Annotated in this window: 10 protein-coding genes; 8 read left to right on the top strand and 2 right to left on the bottom strand. The window is 49.6% G+C overall.

What is annotated here, in order from left to right; translation table 11 throughout:
- Positions 1 to 50: 50 nt before the first annotated feature.
- From tgt to ACN0YR_RS03505, 8 genes are all read left to right on the top strand, one after another.
- The gene (tgt, locus tag ACN0YR_RS03540; protein WP_417847815.1) at positions 51 to 1,169 is read left to right on the top strand and encodes a tRNA guanosine(34) transglycosylase Tgt; all 1,119 of its coding nucleotides are present in this window, start codon (positions 51 to 53) and stop codon (positions 1,167 to 1,169) included.
- A gap of 447 nt (positions 1,170 to 1,616) precedes the next feature.
- Positions 1,617 to 1,985 carry a preprotein translocase subunit YajC gene (yajC, locus tag ACN0YR_RS03535; protein WP_417847814.1) on the top strand — a complete coding sequence of 123 codons (369 nt, stop codon included), beginning with the start codon at positions 1,617 to 1,619 and terminating at the stop codon, positions 1,983 to 1,985.
- 179 nt (positions 1,986 to 2,164) lie between these two features.
- Entirely contained in the window at positions 2,165 to 5,104 is a 2,940-nt protein-coding gene (gene secD, locus ACN0YR_RS03530) for a protein translocase subunit SecD (RefSeq protein WP_417847813.1), read from the top strand.
- 217 nt (positions 5,105 to 5,321) lie between these two features.
- Positions 5,322 to 5,768 (top strand): ASCH domain-containing protein, encoded by a 447-nt coding sequence (locus ACN0YR_RS03525; protein WP_417847812.1) that lies wholly within the window; start codon positions 5,322 to 5,324, stop codon positions 5,766 to 5,768.
- On the top strand, positions 5,743 to 7,011 hold the full coding sequence (locus tag ACN0YR_RS03520; RefSeq protein WP_417847811.1) for a THUMP domain-containing class I SAM-dependent RNA methyltransferase: 1,269 nt from the start codon (positions 5,743 to 5,745) through the stop codon (positions 7,009 to 7,011). The genes ACN0YR_RS03525 and ACN0YR_RS03520 overlap by 26 nt, the downstream gene beginning before the upstream one ends.
- Positions 7,012 to 7,256: 245 nt before the next feature.
- A complete protein-coding gene (locus ACN0YR_RS03515; RefSeq protein ID WP_417847810.1) occupies positions 7,257 to 8,618 on the top strand; it encodes a DUF58 domain-containing protein in 1,362 nt (453 codons plus the stop codon).
- Positions 8,615 to 10,861: a transglutaminase TgpA family protein gene (locus tag ACN0YR_RS03510; RefSeq protein ID WP_417847809.1), complete on the top strand. Its 2,247-nt coding sequence runs from the start codon at positions 8,615 to 8,617 to the stop codon at positions 10,859 to 10,861. Before ACN0YR_RS03515 ends, ACN0YR_RS03510 begins: the two co-directional genes overlap by 4 nt.
- The gene (locus ACN0YR_RS03505; protein WP_417847808.1) at positions 10,858 to 11,439 is read left to right on the top strand and encodes a CPBP family intramembrane glutamic endopeptidase; all 582 of its coding nucleotides are present in this window, start codon (positions 10,858 to 10,860) and stop codon (positions 11,437 to 11,439) included. Before ACN0YR_RS03510 ends, ACN0YR_RS03505 begins: the two co-directional genes overlap by 4 nt.
- Positions 11,440 to 11,632: 193 nt before the next feature.
- Here the strand turns inward: ACN0YR_RS03505 and ACN0YR_RS03500 are convergent, their stop codons facing one another.
- The gene (locus tag ACN0YR_RS03500) at positions 11,633 to 12,058 is read right to left on the bottom strand and encodes an acyl-CoA thioesterase (protein WP_417847807.1); all 426 of its coding nucleotides are present in this window, start codon (positions 12,056 to 12,058) and stop codon (positions 11,633 to 11,635) included.
- Positions 12,059 to 12,495: 437 nt separating this feature from the next.
- A complete protein-coding gene (locus tag ACN0YR_RS03495) occupies positions 12,496 to 14,163 on the bottom strand; it encodes a sigma-70 family RNA polymerase sigma factor (RefSeq protein WP_417847806.1) in 1,668 nt (555 codons plus the stop codon).
- Positions 14,164 to 14,295 lie beyond the last annotated feature (132 nt).

Raw genomic sequence — 14,295 nt, 5'->3', positions numbered from 1 at the left:
TTCTTTCTTCTGCCTGACTTCCAGTTCCTGATTTTACTCCTCTGCTCTGTATGTCTCATTTCCAGTTTCATCTCGATCACACCGATGCCAACTCGATGGCACGAGTGGGTCGCTGGGACACGCCGCACGGAACCGTCGAGACACCGGCCTTCATGCCAGTAGGGACACGTGGAAGCGTAAAAGGAGTCTGGCCTCATCAATTGCGGGAAGTTGGCGCTCAGATGATTCTGGCGAACACCTATCATCTGGCACTCCGACCGGGCGAAAAGGTTGTCAAAGAACTGGGCGGCTTGCATCGATTCATGAATTGGGATGGGCCAATCCTCACAGACAGCGGCGGATTCCAGATCTTCAGCCTCGCGGAACTTCGACAACTTGACAACGACAAGGTTGTATTCAAGTCGCATGTCGACGGAAGTTTATTGGAACTCACCCCCGCGCGAGCAATGCAGATCCAGGAAGATCTTGGAGCTGACTGCATCATGTGTCTTGATGAGTGTCCCCCACACGATGCACCTGTCTCTCGTCTTGAAGAAGCAGTTGACCGGACAACACGCTGGGCGCAACTCTGCCGTGATTCACACCAACGAGACGATCAAGCGTTATTTGGAATTGTACAAGGGGCGACGAACCCGAAACTTCGTGAACGATCCGCCGAAGGATTGCTCCCTCTCGAGTTTCCAGGCTATGCAGTCGGCGGCTTAAGTGTTGGAGAAGCTCCCGAAGAGATGTACACGACCCTTGATGTCACCACACCAATGCTTCCGGAAAACAAGCCACGCTACTTAATGGGAGTCGGTCGACCGATTGACATCATTGAAGGAGTTCTCCGCGGAATTGATCTGTTCGACTGCGTCATGCCGACTCGAAACGCTCGGAACGCAACGGCCTTTACGAGTCAGGGCAAGATCAAGATGCGGAACCTGAAGCATCAAACAGATACCGGTCCCTTGGACCCGGAATGCGATTGCCCCACTTGCACTGATTACAGCCGTGGCTTCATGCGTCATCTCTTCACAGTCGGAGAGATGCTTGGCCCCATGTTGCTCTCAGTCCATAACCTGGCCTTCTACCAAAAAGTCGTACGGGAACTGAAAACAGCGATCATGGCGAACGCGGGGATGGAATATCGAGCTGAGTTTCTTGCTCGAACCTCAGGGTCAAGTTAAAAAACCAAGAATTCGCTTGCACGAAGCGATCATGAGGAGACTCCAAACGTGCTGAATTCAATTAGGCAGCAATAAAGAGATAAAGAGGCGGTCAGACCGAACAGACCAACGGCAGCACTAAAGAGGTGGAGCGAAGTACAGATTCGAGTAGCTTCCAGGTTTCTTACTCCACAAAAAAGTGATCAAACGAACAGACATTGATTCAATTGTGATACCAAATAGATTCCTACTGGACTGAAAAGGTGATCAGTTCCCAATTCCTAAATGCAATTAAGTCGAACTCTGACCAAGAGTTTCGGCATGCACATCTTGTCGGGATTGGGAGTGATCCCTAAACTGTCGACTTGCTGAGGTCCGCCAGCGGTGTGCGCAGAGTGCGTTTTGGACTTCAATCCAGAGGAAAAACGTAATCAAAAGTGGCGTGATTCCAGAGAAATGATGAGTTTTATGACGATTTTACTGTCTCAATTTCTGTTGTTGGCTGAAGAAGTCACGGAGAAAGACGCCGAAGGCGGGGGAAGCATGATGTCCATGCTGATCCTGTTTGGTCCTCCACTTTTGCTTCTTTTTGTGATGCAAACCTTATTTGGCCGGTCAGATGCCAAAGATAAGGCTCGCCGTAACGAAATGACTGCAAACCTCAAGAAGAACGACCCCATTATCACCATCGGTGGAATTATGGGAACCGTCGTTTCAGTTTCAGAGGATAAATCGACAGTGACCATCAGAGTTGATGACAACACACGGATCAAACTTCAGGCATCCGCGATTCGAGAAGTGGTTTCCACTGAGAAGAAGGAAGCCGAGAAATCGTAGTAGCTGAAAGTAAAGAGAGTTCTAAACCCAGGTGTTCAAGCACGGTGAATCACAGTCGTTTTGTCAGTCGAAGTCGACCTCAACAGAACTCATTGACCGTGGCCTTTTCAAATTAGTCGTTCAGCTGGCAGGATTGTCAGCATAATGAGTGAGACGGAGCGAACGGGATGAATCCGTTGATGATGAACTTTGCAATATTTGCTCAACAGAGCATTTCGGACGCTGAAGAAGTTGCCGAAGCCAGTTCCGGATCAGGATGGGGAACTTTCTTCCTCGTCGTCGGAACTCTGGTGCTCCCATTTGTTTTGGGGAGCCTGATCGCCAACGCTCTGAAGATGAAGGACCTGGCGACCCGCCTGAGCCTTGTACTCTTGGCACTCACCATGGCGCTGTCACCATTTGTGATGACAGTTTCCAAAAACGAAAGCATTCTGAGTGCTATCGACTTGGGAATCGACCTTGCCGGCGGAACCAACATGGTTTTCGAAGTCGATAAGGAAGCAGCGAAAGCCGAAGACAAACAGATCACACCTGACCTGATGAACAAGATGGTCGAGAAGGTCAAGCTGAGAGTCAACCCGACCGGAACTGAAGAGGTCACCGTTCGTCGCGTTGGAGCAGACCGAATTGAAGTGATCATCCCCGGTGCCGATGCAGAGCGTGTCAAAAAGGTGAAAGACCAGATTGTCTCCTTGGGAAATCTGGAATTTGCAATCCTCGCCAACACCGTGTTGCACCAGGAACAAATTGCTCTGGCAAACGATCCTGGCAATGTGCGGGACAACAACGTTTATCTCGGACAAGACGTCGTCGCGATGTGGCGACGTTCTGCATTAGATCCAGATGGCGATCCCAAAATCAGCCCCGGCAGCGTTGATTCAACTGTCTATACTCGACAAGTCGAAGAAGATGGCAAATCAATCACAGAATTCCTGGTCGTCGTTCGTAAACAGCGCATCACTGGTCGTTACCTGATCGGCGTTCGCGAAACCATCACCGATCAAGGACTCGCTGTTGGATTCACATTCAACGAGCGTGGCGGATACCTGTTTGGTCAAGTGACTGGCGAATACCAGAAGCGAGACGGTGCTGGGTACAGCAACCACCTCGCAGTCCTTCTCGATGGAACGATTCACTCGGCTCCTACTGTCAAAGGCGTGATCACAACGACCGGTGTGATTGAAGGAAACTTCTCTCAAACGGAAATTGACACACTCGTTGGTGTTTTGAGTGCTGGGGCATTGGATGTGCCACTTGTCGAAGAACCGGTCACCGAGTTCACGATCAGTGCACTACTAGGTGAAGAAGTTCAGCGTAAAGGATTTACGGCGATTGCACTCGCATTGGCCGGTGTTTTCCTCTTCACATTGGTCTACTACCGAAAAGCAGGCCTTATTGCAGACATCTGTCTAGCCCTGAACATCATTCTCGTGATGGGAGCGATGTCACTGATCGATGCGACATTCACACTTCCCGGGTTGGCAGGTCTTGTGCTGACGATCGGTATGGCGGTCGATGCCAACGTGCTGATCTTTGAGCGTATGCGAGAAGAGCAAGCCCGTGGATCGAGCATTCGCATGTCGATCAAAAATGGATTCGAAAAAGCTTTCTCAACCATTTTTGATGCCAATATCACCACCCTCCTTACTGCGATTGTTCTTTATTACATTGGAACCGATCAGGTGAAGGGCTTCGCGGTCACGCTGTTCATCGGTATTTTGACCAGTATGTTCAGCGCCTTGTTTATCGGCCGATTGATCTTTGAAATTGCTGAGCGAAAACATCTCTTCAAAGATCTGAAGATGATGAGCTTGATCAATCCTGAAGGGATCGACTTCCTGGGCAAAAAGAAAATTGCTGCGATGACCTCAATCACTGTCATTGTGATTGGATTAATTGCGGTCGGTATGCGTGGAAGTGAAAACCTCGATATCGATTTCAGGGGTGGTTCGATGGTCACGTTCCGCTTTATTGGCGACGCTCCTGAAGTTTCTGAGGTTCGAGAAGCATTGGAACCGAAATTTGGTAACGACATCACACTGGAACAACTGATCGTTGTCGAAGATGGTGTCTCTAACAAGCTCTTCCGCTTGCGAACTGTGGTCGACAATACTGCACAAGTCTCAGCAAACATCAAGGAAGCTTTTGCCGAGGGACCATACGAGCTTGTTCAGCAACACGTTACCTTTGGAGAAGTCAAAGAGGTTGCTGCTCCAGTTGATGAAACGAAGCCCAAGGTTGAGCCAGAAGCAGAAGTCGCTGCCGCTGCGTTGAACCGCTCTGTCGAAGTAACCCTTTCTCAAGAGATGACACCTGCTGCACTCGCAGATCAAGCAGCTGGTCTTCTTCGAAAGATGAATTATGTGGATCCAGAAACTCTCGTCACCGGTGAAACAGCTGATAACGAAAGTGTGAAAGTCAGCCAGGTCACATTGACCTTTGACTCATTCATTCCGGCAAACGACGTTGATCGAGTCCTTGCTGACTTGAAAGTTGACTTGGAAAAAGATCCACACTTCGAAGAAATTAACACGTTCGATCAATCGGTCACCGGAGACGCGAAGCTGGCGGCAATCACCGCGATGGGCTTCAGCTTGCTGGCAATCGTCGCTTACCTGTGGGTGCGATTCCAACGTGTCACATTCGGACTTGCAGCCTGTGCGGCACTGATTCACGATGTCCTGATCGTGTTGGGATTAGTCGCCCTTGGATCATACCTGAGTGGAACGCCACTCAAAGCGATCTTCATGCTGGAAGACTTCAAAATCAACTTGCCGATCATTGCAGCTTTCTTGACAATTGTCGGTTACTCCCTGAACGATACCATTGTTGTCTTCGATCGTATTCGTGAAGTTCGAGGCCGAAATCCTGCACTGACAGAAGCGATGGTCAATACAAGTTTGAACCAAACATTGTCACGAACCATTTTGACTTCGTTAACGACATTGATCGTGGTCTTGATTCTGTACGTCCTGGGTGGTGAAGGAATTCACGGATTCGCCTACTGTTTGACCCTCGGAATTGTCGTCGGAACATATAGTTCGATTTACGTCGCCAGCCCAACTTTGGTCTGGTTGATGAATCGCGAACAGAAAAAAGTTGCTTCAACAACCACGTAATTTCGACTGAACCTTTCACGGTTGAAGCAGAACGTCACTGGACGTTCCATTCACCGGAAGCGGTAAAAACATCAGGTGAGGTGGTGGCTGACACGACCTCACCTTTTTTTAAGAGCATTTTTAATGCTTGTCATGCCCGAGATCGTCATTTTCATGACTGCACAGGCTGCTCACCGCGAGGCAGAACGTTAAGACCAATTTTTGATTTGCTCTAGCAATGCAACATCCCATACAAGATCGGATTGCGTTGGGAGTCCAACAGCCTTGGGCAGAACTGATCCTGCAAGGAATCAAAACTGTCGAAGTCCGAAATGTCCCTGTTGGAATGCGGACCACAATTTACCTGTACAGTTCGCGAAAACGTTCCAAACTCCCTGATGCAGACGTTGCTGTGAAGTCGAATGGCATCGACCTTCAAACTCTTGCATATGGTCGAATTGTCGGTTCCGTCGACATTGTTGACTGTCAGCCCTGTTCCCCTGAAGATGCCGTTGCCGCATGTGTTTCCTGGGAACTCATGCAAGGCCGATACAGTTGGAAATTGGAAAGCCCAGTTCGCTGTCCCTTACCGATCGAACCGCGATACATTCCATATGGGATGTGGTTCTACCCCTTCAAACCACGAGTGATCACTTCCCGTGACCGACGAAACAAACTCTCCTGATCTGCACCTTGTTGCCACCGCTGCCTTCGGGCTGGAAGCCATCGTTGTTCGCGAACTCGCGGACCTGGGCTATCATGAAACCCGGGTTGAAGATGGTCGCGTCCACTTTCACGCCCCTCTTTCTGCGATCTGCCGAACCAATATCTGGCTACGCTGTGCAGAACGAGTCCAGGTCGTCATCGGAGAATTCCCGGCAAAGGACTTCGATGAACTCTTCGACAATGTAAAAATTTTACCGTGGGAAGAGTGGTTACCAGTCGATGCCAAATTCCCGGTTCATGCAAATTGCGTTCGTTCAGAAATCAACAGTCCCATGAACGTTCAGCGAATGGTCAAACGTTCCGTCGTGGAACGAATGCGGCAAATCTATTCGCGACATCGATTTGCGGAAGACGGAAACGAATACTCGATCGACGTGAACATCATGCGCGACAATGTGTTGCTCACGCTGGACACCAGCGGTGATGGTCTTCACAAACGAGGATATCGCCAACTGGTCGGGCTTGCCCCCCTGCGTGAAACAATCGCTGCAGCTTTGGTCAAACTGAGTTACTGGAAAGAGAATCGACTGCTGGTCGATCCGTTTTGCGGATCAGGCACAATTCCGATTGAAGCAGCGATGATCGGACGCAATATCGCTCCCGGTCACAACCGAAGTTTCTCTGCAGAGAACTGGCCGCAAGTCCCAGCGACCTTGTGGACACAAGCTCGCCAAGAAGCACGCGACCTTGTTAATCCACCTCTCTCAATGCAGATCATCGCACGTGATCGCGACCCCAAAATGACGAAGATTGCGAAGGTCAACGCTCGAGGATCGGGTGTCTTCTCTGAGATTCTTTTCGAGACGAAAGACTTCGTCGCCTTTCCAACAAATCGGGATCATGGCTGCACGATCTGCAACCCTCCCTATGGAGAGCGAATCGGCGAACGCGATGAAGTCCGCCAGTTGCATCAGGACATGGGCGAGTTACTTCGGCCTTTAGACACTTGGTCTCATTACATTTTCACCGGAGCCGAAAACTTCGAGCGAGAGTTCGGACAACATGCAGACCGCCGAAGAAAAATCTTCAATGCCCGCATCCCTTGCACCTACTTTCAATATCTCGGGCCGAGACCACCTGAAGGCTTCGATGAAATCGATCCAGTTGAGTCACAAGAGCCAGCAGCTTCGCAAGAACCACCCGGGACGCAAGGATTGACCGGGACTCCGTCACCTTTGGATGTTCCAGAAGAGAAGGATTGAGATCTTGCTCACGGTCTCACGCAGCTGAAGAGTGGATACATTTCGTTGATTCAACGCTCTGAGGTAGCGGGATACGTATGAAGTTTTACGCTCATGACTTGTCTTATCGAGCCAAAGGACCACAATAAACGAACACAGGTAAATTGTTTCTGCCGACAAGTACGCTCATGACGAAACCGTCTGGGCCAGCTTGAGCCGAATCAGTCTTATCGCTATCGCAAGGAACTCATTGGCAGGCCATTTGTATGCGATCCCCACTCCGACAAGGTCAAATCTCATTGCCGGGGATAGCGTTTATGCTCATCGGGCTGACCCTGGTGATCTTTGAGATGCAAACGGGGTTTCTGCTGGACCGGATTGGCATGACCGGTCGGTTCATTGTTTTCTTCTGCGGCACAGGGTTTTCTGTCTGGGGCTTGAAAGAGGTCATCGCAGGCTTCCTTCCCGGGCTGTCAAAGAAAGGCTACAGCTTCAAGCTGCCGCTCGTCGGGATCGTTTATCTTGTCATCATGTGCATTCTCTTTATCGGGTCACTTGTTGGCCGGAACAATCTGCTGCTCATGGTCTTTGCGTGCATGGCCGGTCCGTTTGTCATGAACGGCTGGATTACATTTACGATGCTCAGGCTTCTCAATGTTTCTCGTGTCTTGCCTGAACGGGTAATGGCTGGAGAAACATTTACGACATCGATCTTTTTTGAAAACCGCAAAACCTGGCTTACTGTCTGGCTGATGACTGTTCACGACGCAGTCACCAAAGGGGATGGCTGGATGTCTCCAGAAGTCCTGTTTGTCCGTGTCCCTGCCGGGTCGCAGCGGCAAGGGCACTATCAAATCAAGGTGCGAGATCGCGGACGATATCAGTTCGGCCCAGTGAGAGTGACAACGCAATTCCCACTCGGATTGGTAGAACGCGGTAATCGACTTGATGAATTTGAAGAACTACTTGTCTATCCCCGGATTGGACATTTAAAAACAGAATGGCGAAGACTACTGCAAAATTCGACGGAGCTCGTCAGCGATGTGCGAACAATGGGCGGCCCTTTCAACGATGAGATGAGTCAGCTTCGGGAGTATCGACAGGGTGACGACCCTCGCATGATTCACTGGCGAACCTCGGCACGTGTCGATGAACTCATTGTGTGTGAATATGATGAAAGCCGAGACCGAAACCTGCTGCTGATCATCGATGGCTGGATTGAAGAGAATGCCGACAAAGCAAACTTCGAAAGAGGACTTCGATTTGCGACAACGGTCTGTATGGATCACTTGAGAAATAGCCGGGAATCTTCACTCGCTGTGAAGCTGGCAGCCCAAGAAAGATTCTTCTGGCGGGGCGATCAGGGTGAAGGACAAATCGACAACTTGCTCGATGCCTTCGCCGTCGCACAGCCCACTTCAAAAATGACGACCGATCAACTCCTGGACGGTCTCGTTGAGGGCGCAACGTCGAATCGACGAGTTGTAATTGTCACTTCTCGTTCTGGAGAGATTCGAGAAGCCATTCAGCGATCCTCGGATGTTCGGCTTCATGAAGCACAAATTTACGGAACATCTCGCAAGGAACTCTCTGCTATATTTGAAGAAGCGGAGGAGACTTTCGCGTGAAAAACATCCTCCATATCAGCTTGACCGTTTTACTTTCGCTGTCTGGCATTACCTTCGCGATTGCCGAAGGAAGCCCACTGGCTGGGCTCTCGTTGGTCATCGCACTGGCGACCCTGTTCTTTGTTGATCTCGAAGAAATCTTTTCGGTTCCAGCTTGGATTGCGAACAGTCTGGGACTGTTGGCGTTTATTTTCGCTGGCCAAGAGTTCTTCAGTGGAGAACTTGAAGCAAGGCTGCTCGCGGGTGGTCACCTCATTGTTTATTTAACCTGGGTTTTTCTTATCCAGAAGAAGAAGGTGCGCCACTTCTGGTGGCTTTGTGCGCTCAGCATCTTACAAATCGCGACAGCATCTGTACTGACCGACGACATCTGGTTTGGATTCGCACTGGTTCTGTATTCCTTCGTGGCAACATGGACGCTTTCCGTGTTCCTGCTTTATCGTTCAACACTCCTCAATCATTCAGACTCCGAGCAAGATTCCGACCTCGGTTCAACGTTTATTGTGGGCGATACCTGGAAGGGTATTTCGCGAGATGCCGATCATCGGTTGCTCAACTGGCGATTCATTACAATCAACGGCACAATGACCTGTCTGGGGCTCTTCCTCAGTTTTCTGTTTTTTGTTTTCACGCCGCGAATCTGGATCGGTCAGTTCTCGTTTCTTTCCGATGAAGCTATGTCAAGACAGGCTCTCACCGGGTTTACCGAAGAGGTAAGCCTGGGAGACATGGGCGAGATCATGGAGAGTGACGAAGTTGTCGTGGAGCTGCAGTTGGTCCACCCAACTTCCAATCGTGCTTTCACTCCCAAAGAATATGATGCTTATCTTGGTGCTGAGCCACTGTTTCGTGGAACGGTGATGGAGATTTACGATAAAGGTCGGTGGAAACAATTCCCGGGCCGGAACTCGCAACGATTCTATTCCTCGTCGCGCGATCAAGGGGTCATTCAAAAATTCAAAGTCCATGCGATCGGGTCCGACGCTCTCTTTTCATTTGGAAATGCATACTACGCCAGGGCGTTCGGTCCCAAGGAACGAGTCATTCGAGAACGTTTCTCAAATGAGTTAAAACGTGGTTCAGAGACCCCTTTGACTCACTCATTTGAATATGAGATCCAAGCCAGCCAAGGGCCATACACGCCGCAGTCTCTGTATTACTATCGATTCTACATGAGGGACCTGGACAGAATCCCAGCCAACATGTCGCGAACCGCTGAACTCGCTGAGTCCCTCGTTGTCTCTGCCAAGACTGATTTGGAGAAAGCAAATCTGCTTCAGAACTACTTCATGAACGCAGATGAATTCAGCTACTCACTCAACTTAAGTATTCAAGATGCAAGCATCGATCCGATTGAAGATTTTTTGTTCAATCGAAAAAGTGGACATTGCGAGTATTACGCATCTTCCATGGCCATGATGCTCCGTGCTGTCGGGATTCCATCTCGCGTTGCCGGCGGATTCAAGGGAGGAAAATACGACAAGTCGACCAAGTCGTATTTGATCCAGCAATTCCATGCTCATAGTTGGGTTGAGGCTTACATAGATGAGCAGTGGTACACATTCGACCCGACACCTGCGACACGCAGCCTGTCTGTTCAGGAACAAGAAAATTCGTCGGCTTCTTTCCTGAAAGGAATCAAAGCGAAAGCTCTCAATATCTGGTCAACCGGAGCAACACTTTCCCAACGCCAGCAGCGAGCGATGATCTATGACCCCATCAAAGAAGTCGGCATGGAGACTTGGGGACACGCCAAAAACATTATTCAAGGACGAACCTCAAGTCTGAAAGGACTTCTCGAATTTCTAAAGTCTCCAGAGGAGTGGTTCAGTTTGCAGGGTGGGTTATTTGCATTTGTCCTGATGTTACTCGCTAGCGGGTTTGTCTGGTTGACGAAGCGAGTTTTACCAGTGATCAAAAAATTTCGGGCAAAGTCACTCGCTGTCTCTCGCAGACGGGAGCAAGTTGAATTTTATGATCGTTTTCTAAAAATCCTCAGCCGTCACGGGATTCAACAAAGCCCGACTCAAACTGCTCGCGAATTTGTGAACAGCTCTCTTTTGGAATTAAAGCCGAAACTCCAAAGCCAGGGGCTTGAAGGTTGGCCAACTGAACTTGTCTCCGCTTTCTACGATGTTCGCTTCGGAGGTCTCGAACTGCCCGAGCCCCTCGCAAGTGAAATCGACCAGAGACTCACACTGCTAGAGAGCTGTTTACAAGAACAGAAAGAGAAGCCCAAGTGACGCTGAATACTAGAGAAGATTTCCTGACGTTCACGGGTCTTTTCCTGTTCATCATGCTGAGTATCACATTGCTCGTTGCACACTGGGCTCAAGTCCCTATAACCACTCAAGTGCATTGGTCGACGCGTGATTTTGGCATCGGATGTGTCGCAGCGCTCGGAATGTTCCTCTCATTCAGCTGGCTCAGTTCGCTCCGGGATCTGGCCGGAGAAGCTCTCGGGAAATCACTGGCTCAATGCCGTTTGTACGATTTAGTTTTGATGGCAATCCTGGTCGGGATCGTGGAAGAATTCCTGTTTCGAGGACTTCTCGAGCAATGGATTGCCCGCTGGAGCCCGATCGGTTCCTTCATCATCACTAATGTTATCTTTGGATTACTACATGCGGTTTCACCGCTGTACGCGATCATGGCAGGAATTTTAGGCGGCATTTTGAGCCTGCTCACCTGGTGGGTCGGCGACTTCAATCTGCTTCGTCCGATTGTCGCTCACGCGCTCTATGATCTCGTTGGTTTTGTGTTGATCGCAGAGGAGTATCGCAAAAAGCAAAGCGATGCAGAAACCACGGACATGCTTTAACTTCAATAGAGAAGCAATCCCTCAGATGGAAGTCACACCAGACTCTCCCGTCGGGAGAGTCCACTCACCATCGAGAAATTGAAAACTCCCACAGTTCCTGTTCCAAAGAAGCGTAGAAAACAGGGAGCATGCCCACCTCGTCCGGGAACATCTTTGAGACAACGTTGAAACGATTCAAATTGCTGCCGCAGCCTTATTTTTCTCGCTTAGTTTCTTCGATCAAGTCCAGATATCTCTGCGGGATAGGGATCGACTCGAGTCCTGATTCAAGACCGCAAATGCAACAGGCTGTTTTCATTCGTCCGTAGGCGAGGCGTTTACCACGGCAGAAAAACTCGGCAAAGAAGGTCAACGACTTCAGACCGATACGTTCAACCTGCAGGTGAATATCGAGGATATCCTCGTGATACGCAGGAGCTTCAAAATGGCAGGATGCGGAGACGCGAGGCCAACCGATGTATGAACCGTCCTCTTGCTTCTCCATGATGTTCAAGCCCAGAGAGCGAAAATATTCGTGCTCTGCTTCCTCAAACCAGCGATAAAAACTGACGTAGTGAACAATCCCAGCCATATCCGTATTGGCAAACTCAACCCGACGTTGAGTGACGAACTTTGCCATGCTGATTCCCTTGCGACGAAGTGATAAAAAAAGCCCAACGACGGTTTTCGGCCTCTGGGCGAGAGTCAGGATCTACAGTACCAAAATCTCCAGTGCAGGAAAGTAGACTTTCCCCGATTGAATGTCCACAACAGGAATTGAATGCCAATGTCATGAGTTGGAATAAAAAAACGTTTCGCAGCTTACCTGGCTGGCAGGCTGCGAAACGTTGGGACTCAGGTTGAGTTTCAATAAGTCAGCTTTGGATTCGCTTGGACTCAGGTTGAAGTCGCCTTTCCGCTGAAGAAGTCATTCGCCCCGATGTCAACGACTTCCTACGCGTGTCGGTCTATTCAACTCTCACGCATCCAAGCCTGGCTTGACGTCCGTGCCTCGTGGCGAGCAGTCTATGAAATCATCAGACTGACCATCACGGGCACGACACGCTTTGGAGGCCTCTATATTCCAGGGATCTCGAGCTTCTCTTCATTGGCGATTTTGCGAATTTTCTGCATCGCCCGAGCCTCAATCTGGCGAATCCGTTCTTTGGTTACGCCGAAACGAGTTCCGACCTGTTCGAGTGTCTCAGGTTCGGACCCTTTTTCGAGTCCGTAACGATGCAGGATAATTCTTTTTTCACGATCATCGAGATGTTCGAGGATCGACATAATCACTTCATGTTGTCGAGAGTTCGTGATCTCATCTTTGAACTGGCTTCCGCGAGAATCTTCAGAGAAGAAAAACACTTCTTCATTACCAGTTCTGAATCGATCAAGAACCTTGTTTTCTGCCGGGATTGAACGAGCATAGTTTTTCATGATCGCCCAGGTGGCGTACGTCGAAAACTTGTTCCCTTGCGTATAGTCAAATTTCTCGATGGCACGCATCAGGGACATATTCCCGTCGCTGACCATTTCGAAGAAGTTCACGCTGGGCTTCATGTGCCGTTTGGCAATGGAAACAACCAGCCTCAGGTTACTTCGAATCAGGAAATTTTTAACGATAATCGCTTCTTCGATCAAAGCTTCCAATTGATCCAACTCGCGGCTTTTGGGGCTTTGCGGATCAATTTTTTCCTGAAGCTCTGCTGCTTTAAACTTCAAGTAGTTCATCTTTCGGAACCAGTACCCCTCCTGCTCTCTTGTCAAAAGAGGAACGGTGTACAGGCTCGCGAGATACGGCGGAAGCCCCGGAGGTGCTTTGACCGCTCTCGTTTTCGTTTCGGACTCAGGAGGTGCCCCCAGAATCACTTTTTCTGCATTCTTCTCGTGGAATTCCGGACTGTCCATGTACGCCACCGGGTTGTCCAGCAACATTTGTGCTCGGACTTCCGTGATGATTCGATAGACACTCGTTTTTGTCCGACAGAATTCCTCTGCGAGCAACTCTGCAGACATTCCGTTGACGTATCGCTGATAGATTTCCATCTTGCGATCATCAGTCAATGGTGATGTCGAATTAGGGAATACTGCGTTTCCGGGATTCTCCTCGTCGTATTGCTTCAAGGTATAACGAATGGTCTCTTGCGATCGACCAAACACTCGCGAAAGTCGTCGCCCCACTTCAGCGGGGCAAGCTCCGTGGATTGCAAGTCGTCGAGCTTTCGAAATCATTTCCTGCTTCTCCGAATCGGTGATCTGCGAGAAGCGAGAACTTCGGTGAATTTCCGTTTCGTGTTCATTCACGAAGCGGTCGACCGACGATCTCAGGAAACCAACACGTGATCGATTTCCAAACAGGAAGCGTCGACTGACTAACCCACGTTTCCGCCAGCGATCAATTGTCTTTGTAGAGACGTTATATTTTTCGCTCAAATCGTCGACAGTGAAGACCTGCTCGCCAGCTTGTTCCACTGGGATTTTGGTACTCACTGAAAGTTGTTCGACGAACAGCCTCAGGTCATGCAGAAGGTCGTCACCATCGATGACGAGATCCGGATATTTTTCAGGGCGGTAGCCTGTCAGTTGCTCACACAACTCCTGATATCGATAAACCTCATCAGGTTGAATTTGCGCCAGCAACTTTTCAGCTCGGTCCATTTGCTCGAGCTTCTTTTCCGCTGGAATAAATTGGGATTGTTGTTCAGTGAGCTGTTTCAACACAGGATGTTTGAATCGTTTACTCATGGTGAACCTTCCTATTGCCTCTTATTCCTTCCAACCGTCTTGGGGAAGGTCGAGGTATGTGAAGCGACGTCTCTCGGAGTCATTCTTGTCGCTGATTCATTTTGTACTGATCCGAAAACTGATGTACTGAGT

This window comes from Thalassoglobus sp., assembly GCF_048270125.1.
In the GTDB taxonomy this organism is placed as follows: domain Bacteria; phylum Planctomycetota; class Planctomycetia; order Planctomycetales; family Planctomycetaceae; genus Thalassoglobus.
The sequence above is the reverse complement of the archived record's forward strand: the minus strand, read 5'-3'. Positions and strand labels throughout refer to the sequence as shown.

Coding starts and splice junctions, on each gene's coding strand:
- secD (WP_417847813.1), top strand. CDS start 2,165: ATGATGAACTTTGCAATATTTGCTCAACAGAGCATTTCGGACGCTGAA.
- ACN0YR_RS03525 (WP_417847812.1), top strand. CDS start 5,322: ATGCAACATCCCATACAAGATCGGATTGCGTTGGGAGTCCAACAGCCT.
- yajC (WP_417847814.1), top strand. CDS start 1,617: ATGACGATTTTACTGTCTCAATTTCTGTTGTTGGCTGAAGAAGTCACG.
- ACN0YR_RS03515 (WP_417847810.1), top strand. CDS start 7,257: ATGCGATCCCCACTCCGACAAGGTCAAATCTCATTGCCGGGGATAGCG.
- ACN0YR_RS03500 (WP_417847807.1), bottom strand. CDS start 12,058: ATGGCAAAGTTCGTCACTCAACGTCGGGTTGAGTTTGCCAATACGGAT.
- tgt (WP_417847815.1), top strand. CDS start 51: ATGTCTCATTTCCAGTTTCATCTCGATCACACCGATGCCAACTCGATG.
- ACN0YR_RS03495 (WP_417847806.1), bottom strand. CDS start 14,163: ATGAGTAAACGATTCAAACATCCTGTGTTGAAACAGCTCACTGAACAA.